Origin of the sequence: Nonomuraea antimicrobica, assembly GCF_039536965.1 — a bacterium.
Taxonomy (GTDB): Bacteria; Actinomycetota; Actinomycetes; order Streptosporangiales; family Streptosporangiaceae; genus Nonomuraea; species Nonomuraea antimicrobica.
In genome coordinates this window covers 12,349-34,654 of the sequence record NZ_BAAAZP010000116.1, presented here as the reverse complement: position 1 = coordinate 34,654, position 22,306 = coordinate 12,349, and the positions used below count along the sequence as shown (strand labels likewise).

At 72.3% G+C, this 22,306-nt stretch carries 18 protein-coding genes; 5 read left to right on the top strand and 13 right to left on the bottom strand.

All coding sequences use genetic code 11. From position 1 onward, the window contains the following. The coding region (locus ABD844_RS32635; protein WP_425568702.1) for a three-helix bundle dimerization domain-containing protein at positions 1-326 on the bottom strand (326 nt) is incomplete at its 3' end. Between the two features lie 376 nt (positions 327-702). Between ABD844_RS32635 and ABD844_RS32630 the strand changes: the two genes are divergently transcribed. Further along, positions 703-972, top strand: coding sequence for a GlsB/YeaQ/YmgE family stress response membrane protein (locus ABD844_RS32630; protein ID WP_344886565.1), 270 nt, complete (start codon positions 703-705; stop codon positions 970-972). Between the two features lie 87 nt (positions 973-1,059). Here the strand turns inward: ABD844_RS32630 and ABD844_RS32625 are convergent, their stop codons facing one another. The 4 genes from ABD844_RS32625 to ABD844_RS32610 all read right to left on the bottom strand — a co-directional run bounded on the left by ABD844_RS32625 (position 1,060) and on the right by ABD844_RS32610 (position 7,647). After that, positions 1,060-2,685 (bottom strand): substrate-binding domain-containing protein, encoded by a 1,626-nt coding sequence (locus ABD844_RS32625; protein ID WP_344886564.1) that lies wholly within the window; start codon positions 2,683-2,685, stop codon positions 1,060-1,062. A 177-nt stretch (positions 2,686-2,862) separates the two neighbouring features. Continuing rightward, complete coding sequence (locus tag ABD844_RS32620) at positions 2,863-5,235, bottom strand: glycoside hydrolase family 65 protein (protein WP_344886563.1); 2,373 nt, start codon at positions 5,233-5,235, stop codon at positions 2,863-2,865. Beyond that, a complete protein-coding gene (locus ABD844_RS32615) occupies positions 5,232-5,996 on the bottom strand; it encodes a beta-phosphoglucomutase family hydrolase (RefSeq protein WP_344886562.1) in 765 nt (254 codons plus the stop codon). The genes ABD844_RS32620 and ABD844_RS32615 overlap by 4 nt, the downstream gene beginning before the upstream one ends. A gap of 37 nt (positions 5,997-6,033) precedes the next feature. Then, a complete protein-coding gene (locus ABD844_RS32610) occupies positions 6,034-7,647 on the bottom strand; it encodes an MFS transporter (protein WP_344886561.1) in 1,614 nt (537 codons plus the stop codon). 132 nt (positions 7,648-7,779) lie between these two features. Here ABD844_RS32610 and ABD844_RS32605 point away from each other — a divergent pair, with 132 nt between their 5' ends. Continuing rightward, positions 7,780-8,262: a MarR family winged helix-turn-helix transcriptional regulator gene (locus tag ABD844_RS32605; protein ID WP_344886560.1), complete on the top strand. Its 483-nt coding sequence runs from the start codon at positions 7,780-7,782 to the stop codon at positions 8,260-8,262. A gap of 160 nt (positions 8,263-8,422) precedes the next feature. Further along, positions 8,423-9,853 (top strand): sensor histidine kinase, encoded by a 1,431-nt coding sequence (locus tag ABD844_RS32600; RefSeq protein WP_344886559.1) that lies wholly within the window; start codon positions 8,423-8,425, stop codon positions 9,851-9,853. Positions 9,854-9,973: 120 nt separating this feature from the next. Here the strand turns inward: ABD844_RS32600 and ABD844_RS32595 are convergent, their stop codons facing one another. From ABD844_RS32595 to ABD844_RS32585, 3 genes are all read right to left on the bottom strand, one after another. Beyond that, complete coding sequence (locus tag ABD844_RS32595) at positions 9,974-10,660, bottom strand: sensor histidine kinase (RefSeq protein WP_344886558.1); 687 nt, start codon at positions 10,658-10,660, stop codon at positions 9,974-9,976. A gap of 19 nt (positions 10,661-10,679) precedes the next feature. Then, the gene (locus ABD844_RS32590) at positions 10,680-11,432 is read right to left on the bottom strand and encodes a sensor histidine kinase (RefSeq protein WP_344886557.1); all 753 of its coding nucleotides are present in this window, start codon (positions 11,430-11,432) and stop codon (positions 10,680-10,682) included. Between the two features lie 80 nt (positions 11,433-11,512). Then, positions 11,513-12,478: an alpha/beta hydrolase gene (locus tag ABD844_RS32585; protein ID WP_344886556.1), complete on the bottom strand. Its 966-nt coding sequence runs from the start codon at positions 12,476-12,478 to the stop codon at positions 11,513-11,515. 193 nt (positions 12,479-12,671) lie between these two features. Here ABD844_RS32585 and ABD844_RS32580 point away from each other — a divergent pair, with 193 nt between their 5' ends. After that, a complete protein-coding gene (locus ABD844_RS32580) occupies positions 12,672-13,580 on the top strand; it encodes a helix-turn-helix domain-containing protein (protein ID WP_344886555.1) in 909 nt (302 codons plus the stop codon). 135 nt (positions 13,581-13,715) lie between these two features. Then, entirely contained in the window at positions 13,716-14,978 is a 1,263-nt protein-coding gene (locus tag ABD844_RS32575; RefSeq protein ID WP_344886554.1) for a cytochrome P450, read from the top strand. Positions 14,979-15,069: 91 nt separating this feature from the next. On the opposite strand, the gene ABD844_RS32570 is transcribed toward ABD844_RS32575, so the two are convergent. From ABD844_RS32570 to ABD844_RS32550, 5 genes are all read right to left on the bottom strand, one after another. Further along, positions 15,070-16,656: a Na+/H+ antiporter gene (locus tag ABD844_RS32570; protein WP_344886553.1), complete on the bottom strand. Its 1,587-nt coding sequence runs from the start codon at positions 16,654-16,656 to the stop codon at positions 15,070-15,072. Between the two features lie 101 nt (positions 16,657-16,757). Beyond that, the gene (locus ABD844_RS32565; protein ID WP_425568701.1) at positions 16,758-18,152 is read right to left on the bottom strand and encodes a dihydrolipoyl dehydrogenase family protein; all 1,395 of its coding nucleotides are present in this window, start codon (positions 18,150-18,152) and stop codon (positions 16,758-16,760) included. Positions 18,153-18,616: 464 nt separating this feature from the next. Then, positions 18,617-19,849 carry a cytochrome P450 gene (locus tag ABD844_RS32560; protein ID WP_344886551.1) on the bottom strand — a complete coding sequence of 411 codons (1,233 nt, stop codon included), beginning with the start codon at positions 19,847-19,849 and terminating at the stop codon, positions 18,617-18,619. Positions 19,850-19,880: 31 nt separating this feature from the next. After that, complete coding sequence (locus ABD844_RS32555) at positions 19,881-21,554, bottom strand: FAD-dependent oxidoreductase (protein ID WP_344886550.1); 1,674 nt, start codon at positions 21,552-21,554, stop codon at positions 19,881-19,883. Between the two features lie 162 nt (positions 21,555-21,716). Then, entirely contained in the window at positions 21,717-22,238 is a 522-nt protein-coding gene (locus ABD844_RS32550) for a phospholipase (RefSeq protein ID WP_344886549.1), read from the bottom strand. Positions 22,239-22,306: the final 68 nt, after the last annotated feature.

The following is a 22,306-nucleotide window of genomic DNA, read 5'->3' as shown; positions in this document are numbered from 1 at the left end:
GCCTGGGTGGAGGCGCTCGCGGTCGCGGGCGCGCTCGTCGCGGCAGCGGCGGCGGGCGCGACAGGCGCGGCGGCCTGGGCGGGGGTGACGGTCTCGGTGGCCGAGGTGGCCGGGGCCGGGTCATCGGGGGCCGTCAGCTCGCGGCGGGCCATGCGTTCGGCCAGGACAGGGACGAAGTCCCGGACGGGAAGGCCGTCGAAGCGGCGGTGGGCCGCCTGCATCACACTCTCGACTTGTTCGGCGGAGTGTGTGCCTGCGAAGATCTGAACCAGGTAATCGGTGGTCCGCCGGATCGCCTGTTCCTCGCGGCGGGTATCGACACTCACCAATATCTCCCCGACGTCGCAATTGTCGTATTTCTCAGCAGGCCACTTTGCCGGCCCGAGCGTCGGGACCTAACCATATAGGGGTTTTCGGCCATGTTGATAACCATGTCAGGTTTTATTGCAAATCCGCAGGCAATGACACTGCGATCCAGCACCTGTAAATCGTACGTTCATTTACTGATCTTTTTCGTTCAGCAAATGACGCGGATATTTTATCTTCGTTCACCGTCGAGCGCCTTTCGGAAGCGCGCCGCCGTCCCGACCCTATAGCCGCCGTGCCCGGCGGCGCAGGGCTTGTCGGCGAAGGGCTGGAACCCTCGCCGCGCCGGGTTCGTTGGGCAGGACAGGCAGAACACCGAGTTGCGGGGAGTTCAGGGTGGCTATCATCGGCATCATTTCCGGCCTCATCATCGGCGTCGTGATCGGTGCGCTCGGGCGGCTGGTCATCCCGGGGCGCCAGCGCATCCCCATCTGGCTGACGATCGTCATCGGCGTGGTCGCGGCGCTGATCGGCACCGCGATCGCCACCGTTCTGGGGGTCGCCGACACGAGCGGGCCCGACTGGATCGAGCTCGGCCTCCAGGTCGTCCTGGCGGCGGTGGGCGTCTCGCTGTCGGTCGGCATGTACGGCAAGCGACGCGGGTAACGGCACGAACCTCGGCGGCTCCCCTCAGGCCCAGCCCCGCGGTCTCCGCGATCGCGCGCGAGCAGGGGGCCGCCGACGCCGTACGGCTCATCTCAGGTCGCACAGCGCCAGCAGGCCGTCGGGCGTGGCGCACGGGCGGAAGCCCGACTCCAGGAGGCGGCCCCCGGACTGCAGGAAGCCGAGGAAGTTCGCCGTCAGGGAGCCGGGCGCGGGCTTGGCCTTGAGGTAGACGTACTCGACGGTCCAGAAGGGATAGCCCGACTCGACGGCGGTGGCGGCGTCGAAGGCGCGTCCGTCCAGGGTGAGCGAGGTGACGCTGCCCGCGCGGCGCGCCTCGGTCAGCGAGTGCGCGTCCGCGTAGCCGATGGCGCCCGGGATGGTGCTGACCTCCCGGATGACCTCGGCGTTGTCATGGCGCTCGCAGCGGATGACGTTCGCGCCGCGGATGCGGTCGGCGGTCCGGCACTCGCTGGAGGACGTGACGTTCTCGCCGGTGCCGAGCACCCGCTCCTCGTACAACTGCCTGGTTCCCGAGTCGGCGTCGCGGCTGACGATCCTGATCGGCAGCGAGTCGCCGCCGCGGACCTGCCGCCAGTCGGTCAGCTCGCCGCGGTTGATCCTGCGCAGGTCCTCGATGCTCAGTGTGGTGACGCCGACCCCGCTGTTGACCACCACGTGGAACTCGGCGATCGCCAGCTTCTGCGTGTAGAGGTGGTCGTAGCCGCGCCTGCGGCCGTCCGACAGGGCGAAGAGCTGGCCGCCCTTGGACAGGGCGACGTTGCGGACACCGGCGAGCGAGCCGTTCGCCGACGTCTCGATCCTCGCCTCGCCGCACAGTTCCATGTACGCTTCGGCGATCGACCTGACCGTCTCCATGAACACGCTCGAACCCTCGACCCGCAGCGTCCCCGCCGAGCAGGCGACGGCGCGGTCCCGGGGCTGGGCGAGCTGGCTGAGCACCAGCAGGGCGCTGAGCACGACGACGAGCACGCCGCTCGCCCGGGACAGCGTGACCCGGCGCGTCCGGCCCTCGTCCTTGATCATGCCGGTGTCCTTGAGCTTGCCGGCGTGCTCGACCACCTTGGTGATCTCGGCCTCGTCCGCCTCCGCCTCGCGCAGGACGACGACGAGCTTGGCGCGCTCGCGCCGCTTGAGCGCGAGACCCTCCATCCGGACGCCGTGCCAGGTCGGCTCGGCGGCGTCCTGCTGGGTCTGGCCGCCGAGCAGCCAGCGCGCCATCCGCTCCCCCAGCCGCCCGCGTACGGTCTGCAGGCTGTCGGGCGAGGGCTTGCTGGCGGTGGTGAAGAAGCGCAGCCCGTCGCGCAGCCGGGTACGCAGGGGGTCGGTGCTGGCCTCGGAGACACGGGCGTTCCACACCACCCGGCCGCCGAACGTGAAGGCCAGCGGCCGGTCGAAGTCGCCCTCGTCGATGTCGTAGCTGCCGCTGTTGCGGATCCGGATGACGACGATGCTCATCCGCTCCAGCAGCGTGGTCAGCCGCCGGAGCTGGGGCGGGTCGGACTTGGCGGGCTTGTAGCTCTCGGGCCCCAGGCCGATCTTGGAGTTGTACAGCACGCGGAAGCTGATCCGCTTGCGCCGTACGAGCAGCCGGTCGACGTACGGCGTGACCAGCAGGAGAACGATGCCGAAAAGGACCGGGCCGACTCCCCCGAGAAAATCGACCAGCTCCCCCAGAAGCTGCAACACGGCCACGCTTCAATTCTCGCCATATCCTGATATATCCACCGGGCCAGGTGAACTGTTCACGGGGAGTTCAACACTCGGCCGTTCCGCCCACTTTGTGCACTCTGTCGTTTTGTCTGCTCTGTCCGTTATGTCCGCGCGACCGGCGGCGCGGAGTTTCTCCCCGCGCCGAACGTGGCTCTCAGCTCAGGAGCGCGATCTGCGGGCGCGACGCGGGTGCCGGGGGGCGGGTTCGCGGCCGGGCGGCTGGTGGATCTCCTCTTCCGGCTCCGGTCGCGGCGGGTTGGGCCGGGTGACCGATCCCGCCACGGCGACCTGATCCCCGTGGTGGGTCACGGTGATCGGCGGGCCCTCCAGCAGCTCGTACGTGGTCGCCTCCGCCGTGGTGGTGACGCACAGCAGGCTGCCGCGATAGCGCAGCCGGAAGGCGAGCCCGGTCAGCTCGGACGGCAGCCTCGGGGCGAAGGCGATCCGCCCCCGGCCGGCGCGCATCCCGCCGAACCCCGCGATGAGGGCGATCCACGCCCCGGCCAGCGCCGCCATGTGGACGCCGTCGACGGTGTTCTTCTCCAGGTCGGCCAGGTCCATCATGGCCGCCTCGCCGAGATAGCGATACGCCAGCTCCAGGTGGCCCACCTCGGCGGCGATCACCGCCTGGGTGCACGCCGACAGGGACGAGTCGCGGACCGTCAGCGCCTCGTAGTAGGCGAAGTTGCGGGCCTTCTGCTCGGGGGTGAAGGCGTCTCCGCACAGGTGCATCGCGAGCACGAGGTCGGCCTGCTTGACCACCTGCCGCCGGTAGAGGTCGAAATAGGGGAAATGCAGCAGCAGCGGGTATTGCCGGGGCTTGGTGGCGGCGAAGTCCCAGACCGCGTGCTGGGTGAACGCCTCGCACTGAGCGTGCACGCCCAGCCGCTCGTCATAGGGGACGCACATCGCGGCGGCCGCGTCGCGCCAGCCGCCGGTCTCCTCCTCGGTGACCTTGAGCTGCGCCGCCCGGCCGGGGTGGCGGGCGGCGGCCTCGGCCGCCGCCAGCAGGTTCTGGCGGGCCATCAGGTTGGTGTACACGTTGTTGTCGACGACGGCGGTGTATTCGTCGGGCCCGGTCACACCGTCGATGCGGAAGCGCCCTGCCGGGTCGCGGTGGCCGAGTGAGCACCACAGCCGGGCCGTCCCGACCAGCAGGGGCAGGCCGGTGTCGCGCTCGAACGACGTGTCGTCGGTGGCGTCGACGTATTGGGTGACCGCGTGGGCGATGGCGGCGTTGACGTGGAAGGCCCCGGTGCCGGCCGGCCAGTAGCCGGAGCACTCCTCGCCGTGGATGGTCCGCCAGGGGAAGGCGGTGCCGCGCAGCCTGAGCTGCTTGGCGCGGTCGCGGGCGAGGGGGATGGTGGACCTGCGCCACGACAGCGCGTCCGCGACGGCCTTCGGGTAGGTGTAGGTGAGCACCGGCAGGACGAAGATCTCGGTGTCCCAGAAGGCATGCCCGTCGTAGCCGGAGCCGGTCAGGCCCTTGGCGGGGATCGGGCGGTCCTCCAGGCGGGCGGACGACTGCAGCAGGTGGAACAGCCCGAAGCGGACGGCCTGCTGCACCTCGGGGTCGCCTGTCACCTCGACGTCCGCGCTGCGCCAGAACGCGTCGAGGGTGCGCCGCTGGTCCGCGCACAGGCCGTCCCACCCGGTCAGCCGGGCCCCCGCCAGTGCCGCGACGACCTGGTCGTGCATGGCGGGCCGCGAACGCTTGACCGACCAGCCGTACGAGAAGTATTTGACCAGCCGCAGCGGCCGTCCCGGCGACAGGCGCGTGGTGACGGTCACCCGGCCGACGTCACCGGCGCCCTGCGCGTCGATCCGGGTGGCGTCGGGCCCGTCGACGTCGTGGCACATGGCCGCGGCCACCCGCATCCCGCTCGACCGGGTGTGGTGCACCATGATCGCCACCCCGTCGGTGCCCGGCACGTTCTCCTCCAGGACCAGCGGCGACTCCAGGGGCGTGGCCGCGCGCGGGTCGCCCGCCTTGTACTCCTGGGTCTCGTTGGCGATCAGCTCCGACTGCACGACGACGCGCCGCGGCCGGTCGACGGCCTGGATCTCGTAGTGGATGGCGGCGACCGCGCGGTGGGTGAAGGACACCAGCCGGGTGGAGGTGACCCGCACCTGGGCCCCGGTCGGGGAGCTCCAGAGCACCCTGCGCGTCAGGGTGCCGGCGCGCAAGTCGAGGACCCGCTCGTGCTCGTGCAGCGTCCCGTAGCGCACGTCGAACGGCTCGTCGTCGACCAGCAGCCGGATCACCTTGCCGTTGGTGACGTTCACCACGGTCTGGCCCGACTCGGGATAGCCGTAGCCCGCCTCGGCGTACGGCAGCGGCCGCAGCTCGTAGAACCCGTCGAGGTAGGTGCCCGGCTCCCCGTACGGCTCGCCCTCGTCCAGGTTCCCGCGCAGGCCGATGTGCCCGTTGGACAGCGCGAACACCGACTCGGTCTGCGCCAGCACGTCCAGGTCGAGCCGGGACTCGCGGATCGACCACGGCTCGACCGTGAACGCGGGATGCCGGATCATCGGGCGCCTCCCCCGTGCGTGCCCTGCTCCAGCAGCTCGGCCAGGTCGGTGACCACGATGTCGGCGCCGTGCTCGCGCAGCGCGGCCGCCTGCCCGGCCCGGTCGACGCCGACGACGAACGCGAAACCTCCCCGGTGACCGGCCTCCACCCCCGCCAGCGCGTCCTCGAACACCGCCGCCTCAGACGGCTTCAGCCCCAGCGCCTCGGCCCCCGCGAGATACATGTCGGGGGCCGGTTTGCCCGCCAGGTGGCGTTGCCTGGCCACCACGCCGTCGAGCCGCGCCTCGAAGTATCCGGTGAGCCCGGCTGCCTCCAGCACCCGCGCGGTGTTGGCGCTCGATGACACGACGGCGCTGCGCAGCCCGGCGTCGCGCACGGCCCGCACATAGCGGACGGAGCCGGGGAACACCTCCACGCCGTCGCGGTCGATGGTGGCCTGGACGAGGGCGTTCTTGCGGTTGCTCAGCCCGTGGACGGTCAGGGCGTCCGGCGGGTCGCCGGGCGAGCCCTCGGGCAGGGTGATGCCCCGCGCCCGCAGGAAGCTCCTGGTCCCGTCGAGCCGTTCCTTTCCGTCGACGTAGCGGTCGTAGTCGGCGACCGCGTCGAACGGCACGTAAGGGGCCCCGGTGCGGTCGGCCCGCCTCCGCAGGAAGTCGTCGAACATGGTCTTCCACGCGGCGGCGTGCACGGTGGCGGTGCGGGTCAGCACGCCGTCCATGTCGAACAGGCACCCACGGACTCCGTCAGGCATTCCCAGCATCGATCCCCCGATCACGCGGACGCGGCCTCACCTGCGACTACCCCGCCTCCCCCGGCTTCTCACCACCCCGGCCTCCGTGGGCGGGCTGCGGCACGCCCTCCGCGTCACCCGGCGCCGGGGCGGCGGGTTCCTGGCCGGTGGTCGGGCGCAGGCCGCGGAGCATGACCGCGGCCACGGCGGCGAAGGCGGCCATGATGACGATGCTGACGACGGAGATGACGTGCAGCCCGTGCACGAAAGCGCCGTGGGCCGCGGTCACCAGGCCGTCGCCGAGCTGGGCGGACAGCCGCCCGGCCGTCTCCAGCGCGCCGGCGAGGGTGTCGAGCGCCGTGCCCGCCGCCTCGGGTGGGAGCCCGGCGGGGATCGTGTCGGTCAGCCGGTTGTGGTAGGCGGCGGTGGCGATGCTGCCGAGAACCGCGATGCCGAGGGCTCCGCCCAGCTCGCTGCTGGTCTCGGAGACGGCCGAGGCCGCCCCGGCGCGCTCGACGGGGGCGGATCCGACGATCAGGTCGGTGCCGAGGACGCTGGCCGGCGCGATGCCGAGGGACAGCACCGCGGACCCGGTGATGAGCAGGGCCAGGCCGGCGGTGCCGACCTGGGTGAGCAGCGCCAGGCCGAGGATCGCGACGAAGAGCCCACCGGCGATCACGACGGCGGGCCGGAGCCGGCTCACCAGCGCCGGGGCCACCATGGTCCCGACGATCCCCGCGGCGGTGCTGGGCAGCGTCCACAGCCCCGCCTGCAGCGCGGACAGCCCCTCCACCAACTGCAGGTACTGGACGGTCAGGAAATAGACGCCCATCATCACCATGATGCTGACCAGCAGGCTGCCCACCGAGGTGGAGAAGACGCGGTCGCGGAACAGCCGTACGTCGACGAGGGGATGCTCCAGCCCCAGTTGACGCCGGACGAACACGACGCCCGCGACCAGACCCACGGCGAGGGACAGCGCGGGCTGCCAGGTGAGGCCGTCTGCCGCGATCTGCTTGAGGCAGTAGACCAGGGCCAGCACCGAGACGATGGACAGCAGCGCGCTGGGCAGGTCGACCCGCCCGGGCGCGGGATCGCGATGCTCGGGCAGCAGCAGCGGCCCCACGACCAGCAGGAGCACCATCACCGGCACGGCCAGCAGGAACACCGACCCCCACCAGAACGTCTCCAGCATGGCCCCCGCGACCAGCGGGCCGATCGCGCCGCCGGTCATGAAGCTCATCATCCACACCGAGATGGCGACGGTGCGCTGCTTGTCGTCGCGGAACATCGTGCGGATCAACGACATGGTCGAGGGCATCAGGGTCGCGCCGCCGATGCCGAGCAGCGCGCGGGCGGCGATGAGCAGCTCGGCGCTGCCGGCGTAGGCCGCCACGGCGGAGGCGACCCCGAACGCGGCGGCGCCGCCTAGCAGGAGCCGCCGGCGCCCGATCCGGTCGCCGAGGGTGCCCATCGTGATCAGGAGCCCGGCGACCAGGAAGGCGTAGATGTCCACGATCCACAGCAGTTGGGTGCCGGACGGCTCAAGGCTGGCGGTCAGGTGGGGCACCGCCAGGTGCAGCACGGTCAGGTCCATGGAGACCAGCAGGGTCGGCAGGGCGAGCACGGCGAGCCCCGTCCACTCCCGCCATCCCGCCCGGTCGACGGTGACGTCGCTCACGCCACCCTCCTTCGAATTGAGTTGACAACTGTTGACGCGTCAATCCTTAGGCGAAAGTGTTGTTGTGTCAACTGTGAGCACGTCAACAGTTGTCGGTTAGGATGAGTGGAGACGAAAGGGGGCGGGGCCCGGGTGTCCCGACTGCCGATGGATGGCGACGCGTGGGAGAAGCTCGGTGTCTGGGCCCGGCTCCAGCACATGGACGGGCAGGTCAAGGCGGAGATCGGCAGGCGGCTCGAGTCCGCGCACGGCACCTCCCTGCTGGAGCACGAGCTGCTGGCGGCGCTCCTGCCGCACCTTGACGGGCTGCGCATGCACGAGCTGGCCGACGCGCTGCTCGTCACCCGCAGCGGCGTGACGCGGCTGGTCGACCGCCTGGCCGACAAGGGCCTGGTCGACCGCCACCCCGACGCGGGCAACCGGCGGGTCATCCTCGCCGTGCTGACCGAGAAGGGGCGGCGGCAGACGTCCGAGGCGAAAGACCTCCAGTGCACCGTCTACGACGAGCTCATCGGCTCCCGCCTCGACGGCCAGGACATCGCGGCGCTGCGCCGCATCCTCGGCAAGACCGGCCGCCCCGACCCTCAGCGAGCCGACCCGGCCGAGAGCCCCTGAAGCCGGGCGACGGCGGCCCACGGCGACGGCGCGGCGACGCGGCCGCTGCGGCGCGGTGAGCAGGGCGCTGCTCTGGCGGGGTGAATCGTGGCTGCGGCTTGCGTGTGGCTTTCCGGCCCAACGAGCAGGTTTCTAGACCTGTGGTCGGGGGGAGGCCGACGTGGACGTGTGGCGGGACTGGACCGTCCGGACACGCATGACGGTGCTGTCGACGGCGGTGATGGCCCTGACCTGCGTGGGGCTGGTCATGCTCGGCCTGGGTCTGCTGCGGGCGCACGACATGAGTCATCGCGTCTACTCGGCCTACCACAGGCTCGGCGAGGTGGTGTTCGAAAACGCGCACCGGTCGGTGCCCCCGGTGATCAGGCAGACGCGGGGGCTGTCGGCCGTTCAGGTGGTCGATCCGTCCGGACGGGTGGTGGCGGCGAGCCCGTCGCTGGTCGGCAGGCCGCGGCTGGCCTCGTTCCACCCGCCGGCGCGCTCCCGAGGCGGCGCGGACAGGGTTCTGTGCCAGTTGCCGGGCCTGGACGGATGCATGATCGTCAACGCCCTGTGGTTGCCCGACGCCGCCCATCGGGAGCTGCTCATCTACGGGTTCACCCCCGCCACCCCCTGGTACGTGAACCCCTTCACCCTGCTCGTGCTCCTGGGCTCGGCCGGGACGATCGTGGCCGTCGCGGGGTTCGGCATCTCCCATGTGGTCGGCCGTACCCTGCGACCGGTCCAGGCCATCCGCACGGCGCTGGCCGAGATCACCACGACCGACCCGGGGAAGCGGGTGCCCGTGCCCGCCCGCCACGACGAGATCTGGCATCTCGCGATGACCGTCAACCAGACCCTGGCGCTGCTGGAGGCCGCGTTCCAGCGCGAGCGGCAGTTCACCTCCGACGCCTCCCACGACCTGCGCACCCCCATCGCCGCGATGCGGCTGCGGGTGGAGGAGGCGATGCTGAGCCGCGACCCGGCCGACTGGTCCCGCGTGGGAGAGTCCCTGCTGGCCGGCCTGGAACGGCTGCAGGCCATCGTCACCGACCTGCTCGTCATCAGCAGGCTCGACGCCGCCGCCGTCAAGCCCACCGAGGTCGTGAACCTGAGCGAGCTGGTGACCGACGAGGTGTCGAGCCGGGCCGCGCGACAGCGGCTCATCTCCGTGATCGAGCCGGGCATCATGATCGCCGCGGACGCCCTGGACTGCCGTCGCCTGCTGGCCAACCTCCTCGACAACGCCGAACGCCACGCCGCCTCCGCCGTCACCGTCCGGGTCACCCGCGACAACCGCGACGCCGTGCTCGAAGTCGCCGACGACGGCCCCGGCGTCCCGCCGGACCAGAGGGAGACGATCTTCCATCGGTTCGTCCGCCTGGCGGACTCCCGCGCCAAGGACGCCGGCGGCACCGGGCTGGGCCTGGCCATCGCCCGCCAGATCGCCGAGAGCCATCACGGCGCCCTCACCCTCGCCGACTCCGACGAGGGAGCGCGCTTCGTGGCGACCTTTCCCCTGTACCGGGCCGCCGTCGAGGACGAGCGGGAAGGCGATCCCGCCGCCCCTGACGCCTCCCACCCGCGCCGGACGACCCACGACGTCTCGTGACCCGTCTCGAAACCCGGGCATGACGAAGCCGCCGCGGACGTGGTGGGAGTCGGCGACGGTTGCGGAAGAGACGATACGTATGAGGTTCGGTGTCTGCGTGAGCCCTGGCGTCTAAGTGGTTCAGGGGCTGGTTGTGGTGGATGGGGGGATGCGGAGCACGAAGCGCGCGCCGCCGCGGGCCGCGTCCTCGACGTGCAGGGTGCCGTGGTGGGCCGTGGCGATGTCGCGGGCGATGGCCAGGCCCAGCCCGGCGCCGCCGCGGTCGCGACAGCGGGCGGTGTCCAGGCGGGCGAAGGGCTGGAAGACGCGTTCGCGGTCGGCGGGCGGGATCCCGGCCCCGTCGTCGGCCACGGTCAGCTCGGCGTGGTCGCCCACCCGGCGCAGGCGCACCTCCACGGTACGTGTGCGGTGCCGCCGGGCGTTGTCCAGCAGGTTGGCGAGCAGCCGCGCGAAATGGCACGGGGCGGCGTCGACCATCACCCCTGGGGTGAGGTCGAGCCGCACGTCACCATCGCCGCTCCACCGGGCCGCCTCCCTCCTGACCAGGTTCGCCAGGTCCACCTCTTCCAGCGTCCGGTGGACCTCGGCCTCGATCCTGGTGAGGAACAGCAGGTCGCCGATGAGGCTCTCCAGCCGGTCGAGGTCGCGTCTGAGGTGGTCCAGCAGGTCGGGCAGGTCGACGTCGTACGGGTGCCGTTGCGCCGACTCCACCTGCACGCGCAGCGCGGCCAGCGGCGTACGCAGTTCGTGCGAGGCGCCGGCGGCGAAGTGACGCCAGCGTTCCATGACGTCCGCGCACGTGCTCACAAGATCGCAACTCATCTCATCACGGGCTCTCAGCGGGTTTCGCGAGTGGAATGCGCAGGACGAAGCGTGCCCCGCCGGTCTCGGACTCGCCGACGCCCAGGCTGCCGCGGTGGGCATGGGCGATGTCGCGGGCGATCGCCAGGCCCAGGCCGCTGCCGGTGCCGTCGAGACGGCGGCCGGCCGTCAGGCGGGTGAAGCGCTGGAAGACTCGTTCACGTTCTGCCTCGTCGATCCCCTCTCCGTCGTCGGTCACCGACAGCTCGGCGTCGTCTCCGTCGCGGCGTACGCGGACCTCGACCAGGTGCCGGGCGTGCCGCTGGGCGTTGTCCAGCAGGTTGGTGAGCACCCGGGCGATCCGGATCGGGACGGCCCGTACGCGCACCCCGGGCTCCGCCGTGAAGCGGACCGCGATCGGGTCGCCCCTGCGGGCGATCTCGTCGCGGGCCAGTGCGGCCAGGTCGATCCGGCGCGACAACGTGGGCGGGCCGGACTCCATCTCGGCCAGGACGCGCAGATCGGTGATGATCGCGTCCAGCCGGTCGACGTCTCTCAACGCCTTGGCGAGCAGGTCGCCGAGGTCGGTCTCGTCAGGGTGCAGGCCGGCCTCCTCCAGTTCCGCGCGCAGCCCCGCGACGGCCGTGCGCAGCTCGTGTGAGGCGTCGGAGGCGAAACGCCGGCTCTTCTGCAACTCGTGCATGAGCTGGAACGCCTGTGCGGTCCGGCATTCGCCGGAGATCTCGTGGTCGTTCACCGATGTCAGGCGTGCCGTCACGGTTCACGTCCCTTCTGCTTGGTTCGCTTTCCGCGCGATGCCCCTGCTCGGTCGCGGGGGCATCCGCTGCCGCCCGGCCGCTAGGCCAGAGCCGCCTGGTCGCCGGTGGTCTCGTCACGAGAGCCCGTCGAGGAGCCCAGGTGCTCGGTGAAGAAGGCGGTGAGCCGTTCGACCGCGGGGTCCACGTACTCCTTCCTGTCGTAGAGGTCGACGTGCGACGCGCCGTCGATCCGGACCAGTTCCTTGGGGCCGGTGACCTTCTGGAAGGCCGCCACGCTCATCCAGGAGGTCACCGCGTCGCTCCCGACGATCATGAGCAGCGGGCGCGGGCCCAGGAGGGCGAGCGGGGCGAAGGCGTCGAAGGCGGCGATGCGGTCGACGCTGCTCCAGGTCAGCGACCTGGCCGAGCGCGGGTGCGCGGCGCGGGGAGTGCGGTAGTACTCCCAGCCTTCGTAGGCGTGCGACCCGCCCCGGCGTGCCTCCTCCTCGGTGTCGGGGAAGATCTCGAAATACCGGACGCCGCCGCCGCGCGCCTCGGTGACCCGGGCGGACGCGGCCGCGCCGAGCATGCCGCGGATGACGGCGGGGTCCTGGGTCCCGTCCGCGCCGAGGCGGAACTGGCGGGAGAGGTCGACGGCGCTGACGGTGCCGACGGCCTTCACGCGGACATCGCCGGAGGCGGCGTTGAGCACAAAGCCGCCGGAGGCGCAGACGCCGAGCATGCCGATACGCTCCGCGTCGACCTCGTCGCGTGTGGTGAGGAAGGAGACGGCGGCCTTGAGGTCCTCGACCCGGTGGGCGGGGTCCTCCAGCCCGCGCGGCTCGCCGCCGCTCTCACCCTGGTACGCCGCGTCGAAGGCAAGGGTGACGAACCCCTGCCCCGCGAGGCGCCGGGCGTAGAGCCCGGCGGTCTGCTCCTTGACGCCGCTGCTGGGGTGGCCGACGACGATCGCCGGACGGGGCCACTCGGACGGGCCGTCGGGGAGGTAGAGGTGGCCGGCGAGGGGGATGCCGGCGCTGTCGAAGGTCACATCGGTCTTTACCATGGGGTTCTCCGCCTGAGGTCGAGCGTCTTCGTGTTCGGCGGATCCGCACCGTCGCGGTGGGTTCCTGACCCGGGCTGTCTGCCGGGCATGTCTTCACGTTCGCGCCTGCCCCCGGCAGGCAACAGAGGCGAGTTCTTGCCTGGGAAGGAACCTGCCCTCTCACATCCGTACGGGGTGGCGGGAGAATGAAGGCATGAGTTCGGAATCTCTCCCCGGCGAGTTCGGGGCCTTCCTGAGGGCCCGCCGGGCGCAACTGGCGCCCGAGGACTTCGGCCTGGCCGGGTCCGACTCCCCGCGCAAGGTGGCCGGGTTGCGGCGCGAGGAGGTCGCCCAGCTCGCGGCGATCAGCGTCGACTACTACACCCGGCTGGAGCAGGGCCGGGTCCAGGCGTCCGCCACGGTGCTCGCCACCCTGGCCCGCGCCCTGCGGCTCGACGACGACCAGCAGAGCTACCTGTACGAGCTGGCCGGCAAGACCGACGCGCGGCCCCGCCGCCGACGTCCCGCGCAACGCGTACGGCCCGCCATGCGCCGCCTGCTCGACCAGCTCACCGATACGCCCGCGCTCGTCCTGGGCAAGCGGCTGGACATCCTGCAGTGGAACCCGGCCGCCACCGCCCTCTACATCGACTTCTCCGAGATCCCGGCGGCGCAGCGCAACTACGTCCGCCTGCTGTTCACCCATCCGGTCATCCGCGGCATGCACCGGAACTGGGCGCACGACGCGCGTGACGCCGTCGCCGCCCTGCGCATGGAGGCCGGGCCGGACTCCGACGACCCCGAGCTGGCCCGGCTCGTCGGCGAGCTGTCGGTGCAGGACGCCGACTTCCGCACCTGGTGGGCCGAACACCGCGTGACCAGCGCCAGTTACGGCACCAAGCAGTACCGCCATCGGCTGGTCGGTGACCTCACGCTGGACTGCGACACCTGGAGCAGCCCCGACGGATCGGGGCAGCGCCTGATGGTGCTCACCGCCGCCCCCGGCACCCCCTCGTACGACGGGCTGCGCATCCTCACCTCGTGGACGAGCGACCAGAGCGACAGCCGGCCGAGCGGGCAGCCGAGCGAGGGCGGCATGGAGCGCGGGGCAACGCGGCGGTAGCGTCGATGTCCGGCGCGTAAGAGGCGGCGTTTGGGTGCGGGCCGGCCGGGCAGAGGACCGCGGTGCGCCACCGCCGATCCGACCCGGCGGCGCGCCTGCCGACCGCGCCGGGTGGGAGCCACGAAAGGTACCGCCATGGCATCGCCCAGCGTCTACGAGCAGATCCTCGACCCCGCGAGCCGGGCCGACCCGTACCCGCTGTACGCGGAGCTGCGCAGGACCCCGGTGGCACGGCAGGCGGACGGCACCTACGTGGTCAGCACGTACGACGAGGTCGTCGCGCTGCTGCACGATCCCCGGGTCAGCTCCGACCCTCGCAGCCATCCCGACATGGCCGGGGCCGCACCCGAGGAGCCGGGGCTGCCGCTCGACTTCATCCGGCGTGACCCGCCCGAGCACGACCGGCTGCGGGAGCTGGCCAACCGGCCGTTCGGGCCGCCCCACAGCCCAGGCCGGGTCGAGGGGATGCGCCCCTGGCTGGCCGAGGTCACCGACGCGCTGATCGACGACCTGGAGGGCGGGCACCGGGCCGATCTCGTGGACGACTTCGCGTACCCGCTGCCTGTGACGGCGATCTGCCGCCTGCTCGGCGTGCCGCGCGAGGACGAGCCGCGCTTCCACCACTGGGCCGACACGATCATCGAGACCGGCGACCCGACCACCGGCCCGTTCGCGGAACGCCAGCGCAGGCGCCGCCGGATCGGCGCCGAGGTCGGCGAATATCTCGGCCGCCTCGCCGACGCCCACGTGCGGCGGCCTGGCGACGACCTGATGTCCGCGCTGCTCACCGGCACCGGCCCCGGCGCGCCGATGTCCCGCGCCGACGTGCTGAGCACCGGGGTGCTGCTGCTGGTCGCCGGGCACGAGACGACCGTCAACCTCATCGCCAACGGCATGCTCACCCTCCTGCGCCACCCCGACGTGCTCGACCGGCTGCGCCACGAACCCGACCTGATCACCCCGCTGGTCGAGGAACTGCTGCGCTACGAGCCACCCGTGCACCTGCTGACCAGCCGGAGCACCCTGGCCGACATCGACCTCGCGGGGACCACCATCCCCAAGGGCTCGCCGGTGACGCTCGCGCTCGCCGCCGCCGACCGCGACCCCGGCCGCTTCCCGGATCCGGACCGTTTCGATCCCGACCGCGCCGACAACCGGCACCTCGGGTTCGGCAGCGGCGTCCACTACTGCTACGGCGCCCCGCTCGCCCGGGTCGAGGCCCAGATCGCCCTGTCGGCGCTGGCCCGCCGGCTGGTGAACCCCCGGCTGGTCACCGACCCGCCGCCGTACCGGCCCAGCCCGACCCTGCGCGGCCCGCGCCACCTCCTCGTCGACTACGACGCCGTCGTCCCGGCGGCCGGGGCTGCCTCCGGAGCGACGCGGCGGGCGCGCGGCTGACCGCCTCGGCCATGGGAGCTACCCCCGCGAGGGCCTCCTGAGCGCGCGGTCGAACACGGCGGGTCGACCGGCACGCCCGGCGTGCCGGAGGTCAGAGGATCTGCTGCTCCTCCAGGTCGAGCCTGCGTTGCAGGGCCTGGAGCGCCTCGTCGCCGATCTCGCCGCGCTGCCAGAGGCGTACCGCCTCCTCGCGTTCCACCCGCAGCAGCTCCCTGCGTGCCTCGGCGTAGGTCGCGGCGGCGGTGACCGCGCCCTCGACCAGCTCGGGCAGGTGCTCGTCGTCCGCGCCTGGCCCGAGCTCGGCGTGCGCCCTGCGGGCCCGTTCCTCCAGGTCCCTGCGCAGGCGCAGCTCCACCTCGCCGGGCAGCGTCCCCTCGGCCACGATCTGGTCCAGGCGCAGCAGGGCCAGCCGGGCCGTGGTGTGCTCCGCGCTCGCCCGCTCCAGCGCGGGCAGGTCGTCGTCCATGCCCGGGACGCGCAGGCGGCGGCTGACCCACGGCAGGCTCAGCCCCTGCAGCACCAGCGTCGCCACGATCACCGTGAACGTCAGGAAGAGGATCAGGTCCCGTCCGGGGAACGGCGTGCCGCCCGCGCTCAGCGGGATGGCGAACGCGGCGGCCAGCGACACCACGCCGCGCAGCCCGGCCCACGACACGATGGTCACCGCCTGCCACGGCGGGGACGGATCACGGGCGCGGATGCCCGCGAAGAGCAGGCGCGGCAGGTACACGGTCGGGAACACCCACAGGACGCGGATCACGATCAGCGTGAGGGTGACCGCGCCCGCGTAGAGCAGGAGTTCGGCCGCGGAGTAACCGTGCAGTTCCGCCAGGATCTGCCGCAGTTGCAGGCCGATGAGCGCGAACACGACGCTCTGCAGCAGGTACGCGATCATCTCCCAGACCGCCTGCCCCTGCAGCCGGGTGGTGCTGGACACGATCAGCGGCGCCGCCCGCGCCACCATCAGTCCCGTCACCACCACCGCCAGCACGCCCGACCCGTGCAGCGCCTCCGCGCCCAGGTAGGCCGCGAACGGGGTGACCAGCGACACGGTGTTCTCGGTCAGCGGGTCGTCGATCCGGCGTCGTACACGGATGACGAGATAGCCCACCGCCAGCCCGAACCCGACCCCGACCACGCTGACCATCAGGAACCGCAGCACCGCTTCGCCGTAGGAGAAGACGCCGGTGACCACGGCGGCGATCGCGATGCGGTACACCACCAGGGCGGTGGCGTCGTTGAGCAGGCTCTCGCCCTCCAGGACGGTGACCACGCGGCGCGGCAGCCCCACCCGGTTCGCGATCGCGGCCGCCGCCAGCGCGTCCGGCGGCGCGACGATCGCGCCCAGCACGAACCCGGCCGCCAGCGGCAGTCCGGGCACGAGCGCGTGCGCGACGTACCCGACCGCGATCGTGCTGGCCAGCACCAGGCCGACCGACAGCAGCGTGATCGAGCGCAGGTTGGCCCGCAGGTCCCGCAGGCTGGTGTCGAGCGCCTCGGCGTACAGGAGCGGCGGCAGGAACCCGAACAGGACCAGCTCCGGGTCCAGCTCGTACCGGGGCAGGCCCGGTATCAGGCTGACCAGGATCCCGGCGACCACCAGCGCGATCGGCGACGGCACCCCCAGCCGCCTGGCCAGCGCCGACACGACCGTGGCGCCGACCACGAGAGCCAGCATGAGTGCCACCGCGTCCCCGCCTTTCCCGGCCTTCGCCGGCTCGGTGTGTCAGCGCGCCGGGCGAGGCCGCCCGTCCGTGAGGAGCTGAGGCGGCGCGGGGCCTAGAGGCCGTACGCTTCGAGCAGGCGTAGCCAGACCTCGCTGACCGTGGGGAACGGCGGCACCGCCTGCCACAGGGTGGCGAGCGGCAGCTCGCCAACGATCGCGATCGTGGCCGAGTGCAGCAGCTCCTGCATGCCGGGCCCGACGAAGGTGGCGCCCACCAGCACCTTGCGGTCGTCGTCGACGACGAGCTTGCACGTGCCGGTAATCCCCACGCCCAGCACGTGAGCCCCGTCGACGTCGCCGGTGCCGGTGGTCACGGTCCGCACCGGCAGGCCGCGCTCGCGGGCCTGCCGCTCGGTCAGCCCGACCGCGCAGACCTGGGGATCGGTGAAGGTCACGCGCGGCACGACGGTGGTCGACTCGGGCACGTCCTTACCCATGATCACGTCGGCGGCGAGCCTGCCCTGGTACTTACCCATGTGGGTGAGCAGCGCGCGGCCGTTGCAGTCGCCGACCGCGTACAGCCAGCCGCCCGGCACGCCGGTGGCCCGCATCCAGCCGTCGACCTCGACGAACCCGCCTGGCGTCAGGCCGATGGCCTCCAGCCCGAGTCCCTCGGTCTCGGCGCGGCGGCCGACCGCGACGAGGATCTCGTCGGCGGTGACCCGGCGGCCGTCGCCGAGAGTCGCGGTCAGCGGCCCGTCGGTGTCCCGCTGCTCGACGGCGGTCACGCGGACGCCCGTCACGACGTCGACGCCCTCCGCCTCGAACGCCTCCCGCACCTGCTCACCGGCGAACGGCTCCTCCGCGACCAGCAGCCGCTCGGCCTCCTCCACCACCGTCACCTGGGTGCAGCCCAGCCGCCGGAACGCCTGCGTCATCTCCGCGCCGATGAACCCGCCGCCGATCACCAGCAGGCGCTCGGGCAGCTCCTTGACCGCGGTGGCGTCCTGGTTGTCCCACACCTGGCCGCGGCGCAGGCCGTCGATGGGCGGGATGGCCGGGCTCGTGCCCGTGGCCAGCACCACCGCCCGGCGCGCGGTCAGCCGCCGCGTCCCTCCGTCGGAGGTGGAGACGTCGACCACCCGGTCATCGGCGATCCTGCCAGGCCCGCGGACGAACAGGACGCCCTTCTCCTCGAAGGCGGGGAGCTGCGCCGCGTCGTCCCACTCGCCGACCAGCTCGTCACGTCGGGCGAACGCCTCCCGGGCGTCCAGCCTGCCCGTGAGCGCCTGCGCCGCGCCCGGCACCCGGCGGGCGGCGGCCAGGACGTCCCCAGGCCGGATCAGCGCCTTGCTCGGAATGCACCCGTAGTACAGGCACTCGCCCCCCACCAGCCGCTGCTCCACCAGCGCCACCGACAGCCCGCCGTCGGCGCACCTGGCGGCGGCCGACTCCCCCGCGGGCCCCGCGCCGATCACGATCACATCGATCTCGTCCAATGACCACACCCCTCGCGGGACCTACCCGCCGTCCAAGGGACGACACTCGGCCCCCGCGCGCGGGGAGGGCGCGGTCGGCGTGTCCTCAGGCGGCCTCGACCAGGCTCTTCGTGAAGAACTCGGCCAGCTTCTCGACCGCGGGGCCCACGTACTGGGGCTTGTCGTAGAGGTCGCTGCCCAATCAGCGGGATGGGGGCGAACGCGTCGAACATCGCGATCTTGTCGACGCTGGTCCAGTCGAAGAACCGGGCGCACCTCGGGTGCTCGGCCCGGGGGGTGCGGTAGTACTCGAACCCCTCGGCGCCGTACTCGCCGCACCCGGCACCCCCTCCTCACCGGCGACCGCCGCGATCGACGCCGCCTACCACGCCGAGTACGGCGGCCTCGGCTCGATCGCCACGACCCCGGCCGCGCGCTCCGCGACCCTCCGCATATCCCCCGCCCCGAGGAACCCGGCTGACCGGACCTCGGGATCAGAGCTGCCCGGTGGCGGGGGCAAGGTCGTCGTACTCGATCAGGAGGTGGCGCGGGCCGCGCAGCTCCGGGTTGGGCCGGTACGGCGGCGGGTCGGTGACCAGCCGGGGGTTCACCAGTCGGCGGGCCAGCGCCGACAGGGCAATCTGGGCCTCGACCCGGGCGAGCGGGGCGCCCAGGCAGTAGTGGATGCCGCTGTTGAAGCTGACGTGCACGTTGCCGGTGCGGTCGGGGTCGAAGCGGTCGGGGTCGGGGAAGCGGCGCGGGTCACGGTTGGCGGCGGCCAGCATCAGGGCCAGCGGCGCGCCCTTCGGGATGGTGGTGCCGGCGAGGTCGATGTCGGCGACGGTGCTGCGGTTCGTACGCATCTGCACGGGTGGCTCGTAGCGCAGCAGTTCCTCGACCAGCGGGGTGATCAGGTCGGGTTCGTGGCGCAGCCGTTCCAGCATGTCGGGGTGGCGCAGCAGGGTGAGCACGCCGTTGGCGATGAGGTTGACGGTCGTCTCGTGCCCGGCGACCAGCAGCAGCACCCCGGTGCTCAGTACGTCGGCGCGCGACATCAGCCCGTGCGGGCCCGGATCGGTGAGCAGCCCGGAGATCAGGTCGTCCCCCGGCCGATCGGCGTGGGCGTCGGCGAGCGTGCCGAGGTACTCGCTCGTCTCGGCGAAGATCTGGTCTCTGCGCCGCCGGCGCTCCGCGAACGTTCCGGTGTTGGGGTCGATGGTCTCGACGACGCCGTCGGCCCACTGGTGGAAGCGCGGCTCGTCCTCGCGCGGCACGCCGAGCACGTGGCAGATCGCGGTCACCGGCAGCGGGTAGCTGAACTCGTCGACGAGGTCGACCCGGTTCCCGCCGAAGAAGCCGTCGATCAGGCCGTTGGCGACCTCGGCCAGCCAGGGACGCAGGCTCTCGACGCGGCCGGGGCTGTGCGGCGGGCCGAAGCACCACATGGCCTGCCCGCGCAGCCGGTCGTGGTCGGGCGGGTCGAGGTTGAGGAAGGACACGGGCGCTTCCTGGCAGCCTTCCGAGGGCGTGGCGGAGGGGTGGCGCTGGGGGTCGGAGCTGACCCGCGGGTCGTGCAGCAGGGCGACGACCTCGTCGTACGTGCTGACCACGTAGGTGCCGTCGGCCTCCCGCGTCACCGGCGTCCTGCGCAGCTCGGCGTAGAGCGGGTACGGGTCGGGGCGGTTGGCCGGGTCGAGGATCTGCTGGTAGATGCTGGCCGGTGCCATGAGCCTGCCTTTCGTGGCCGCCGCGGGCGGATCAGTGGTGGTGGATCAGCTCGGCGCGGCGTTCGCTCGGGTCGTGGCCGGTCACCCGGACGGTGGCGTGCAGGTTGAGCAGGCGCTGTTCGGGGAACCGCGCCGGCCTGGGCCGCCGGTCGGCCGGCTGGTCGACGCCGTCCAGCTCGGGTGGGAACGGCGCGGCGGCCTCGATCAGACGCTGGTAGAGCTCCAGCCACTTGCCCTGGTCGAAGGCGACGGCGGCGGTGATGCGGCCGTCGCGGCCGTAGGCGGCCACGAAGCGGCGCTCGGCGAGCGAGCCCTGGGCGATGACGATCTCGTCGGCGAAGGTGGGCACCCCCACCGACTTGATGTTGACGCCGAACTGCGCCGACCAGAAGACCGGGCTGGACAGGTGCGGCCGGCGGTCGATCGGATCGCTGATCATGTTGTGCGCGGCGACCTGGGCCTGGGTGACGGCGTTGCCCCAGTGCTCCAGCGACAGGAACTGGTAGCCGTACAGCGGGTGGGGGAAGCGGGCCACGTCCCCCGCGACGAAGACGTCGTCGGTGACCACCCCGTTGATGTCGAACGCCCGGCAACCGGCGTCGCAGCCCACCCCGAACGCTCCGGCGGCCAGGCCCGAGCCCGTCAGCCATTCGGTGTTGCGGACCGCGCCCAGCGCCACCACGGCCACCTCGGCCTCGACCACGCCGCCGTCGGACAGGTGGGCGCGGCGCAGCCTTCCGGAGGCGTCGCCCTCCAGGCGGGTCACGGTGGTGGCGCAGCGCAGGTCGACGCCGTGCTCGCGCTGCAGGTCGGCGGCCACCTCACCGATCACGCCGCCGAGGGCGCCGACCAGGGGCGCCTGGCCGCGTTCGACGACGGTGACCGCCAGGCCCCGCTGGCGGCAGGCCCAGGCCACCTCCGAGCCGGTGAACCCGCTGCCGATGACCAGCACCCGCCGGGGCCGGTCGGCGAGCAGGCGCAGCAGTTCGGTGGCGTCGTCGCGGGTACGCAGCCCGACCACCCCCTTGAGCGCGGCCTCCTCCTCGTCGAACCAGGCGCGGGCGCGGGTTCCGGTCGCGATCAGCAGCCGGTCGTACTCCACCACGCCGCCGTCGCCGAGCAGGACCCGCTTGCCGACCGGGTCCAGGCCGGTGGCCGGGACGCCGAGCAGCCACCGCGCGTCGATCTCCTCGGTGTACGGCAGTCCCGTACGGTCGGCGGGGATCCACCCGTCGAGCACCTGCTTGGACAGCGGCGGCCGGTCGTACGCCCGGTACGGCTCGTCCCCGATCATCGTCAGCGAGCCGGTGAAGCCCTCCATGCGCAGGGTCGCCCCGGCGGCCAGCCCCGCCAGCGACGCGCCCACGACCACGATGCGCCCCTCGCACCGCAGCCGCTCGATCACCGCGTCCCGCTCGCCCGCCGTGCCCGCCGCCGGACGGGACTTCTCCCGCGCCTGGACGAGCCGCTGGGTGGCCATCAATCCCGAGGTGGCGTCGGCGGGGTCGCGGGTCTCGATCCGGTCCACCCGGATGGCCTGCACCGGGCAGGCCGCCGCGGCCCGCAGCACGTGGTCGCGTTGCGCCTCGTCGGGGCCGGGGTCGTACAGCAGCGCCTCCGCGCCGTGCATCCGGAACACCTCGGGGGCGAGGAAGGCGCACTGCGCGTACGCCTGGCAGCGCGTCAGGTCCACCACAACTCTCATGACCTGCGACTTCCCGGCCCTGGTCGGCCTACGCGGTCGCGCCGCCAGTGACCGGCCAAACCTTCGCAAGCATCAGCCCCGCGGCTCCGCCCGCGGCCGCGGGGACGATCGGCGGGTGGACCACCGGGGCGGGGACGCGACGGCGGCCCCGCCCCGCGGTGTTCAGGACCCGGAGTTCTGGGCGTTCAGCTCGGCCTGCCGCTGAACCTGCCGGATCTGCTCCTCCGTGACGCGGAGGTCACCGAACTGGCGGACCGCCTGGTAGTACGTCCAGGCGAGGCCGTCACAGGTGGACTTGGGGATTCCCGAGTATCCGGCGCAGACCTGCCGCATGTCGAAGTAGAAGGCGTCGTCGATGCGGTCCTTGTTCGCCGGGAACTGGCTCACGGCCTTGTAGTTCCGGTAGCCGAAGTCGTGCCGGCGGCAGGACGTACGGAAATCGAAGCCGAGCGGTTGGTCGGGGCTGCTCGAGCACAGGTCGGTGGACCAGTCAAAGGCGTAGTCGGCCCAGGACGCCTGGTTCTGCCAGGCGCTGCGCCAGGCGGCGGCGCTCGGGGCGGTGGGCTGGGAGAAGGTGGAGAGCGCGGCGAGTTTCTGCTCCAGGGTCACCGCGTGGGCGGGTAACGCGAACGCGATGACGCCGAGGACGACGGGGACCAGCACTGCCAGGGATCGTCTGACCATGAGAACCTGCCTCTGTTGCCCGGGAACGGGATAACCTGTCGCGGCAAGGTTCCCCCCATTTCCTGACG

Excerpts from the sequence above, each read along its gene's own strand:
- ABD844_RS32620 (WP_344886563.1), bottom strand. The coding sequence starts at position 5,235 with ATGATCCGGCATCCCGCGTTCACGGTCGAGCCGTGGTCGATCCGCGAG.
- ABD844_RS32615 (WP_344886562.1), bottom strand. The coding sequence starts at position 5,996 with ATGCTGGGAATGCCTGACGGAGTCCGTGGGTGCCTGTTCGACATGGAC.
- ABD844_RS32585 (WP_344886556.1), bottom strand. The coding sequence starts at position 12,478 with ATGGTAAAGACCGATGTGACCTTCGACAGCGCCGGCATCCCCCTCGCC.
- ABD844_RS32580 (WP_344886555.1), top strand. The coding sequence starts at position 12,672 with ATGAGTTCGGAATCTCTCCCCGGCGAGTTCGGGGCCTTCCTGAGGGCC.
- ABD844_RS32575 (WP_344886554.1), top strand. The coding sequence starts at position 13,716 with ATGGCATCGCCCAGCGTCTACGAGCAGATCCTCGACCCCGCGAGCCGG.
- ABD844_RS32570 (WP_344886553.1), bottom strand. The coding sequence starts at position 16,656 with ATGCTGGCTCTCGTGGTCGGCGCCACGGTCGTGTCGGCGCTGGCCAGG.
- ABD844_RS32560 (WP_344886551.1), bottom strand. The coding sequence starts at position 19,849 with ATGGCACCGGCCAGCATCTACCAGCAGATCCTCGACCCGGCCAACCGC.
- ABD844_RS32555 (WP_344886550.1), bottom strand. The coding sequence starts at position 21,554 with ATGAGAGTTGTGGTGGACCTGACGCGCTGCCAGGCGTACGCGCAGTGC.
- ABD844_RS32550 (WP_344886549.1), bottom strand. The coding sequence starts at position 22,238 with ATGGTCAGACGATCCCTGGCAGTGCTGGTCCCCGTCGTCCTCGGCGTC.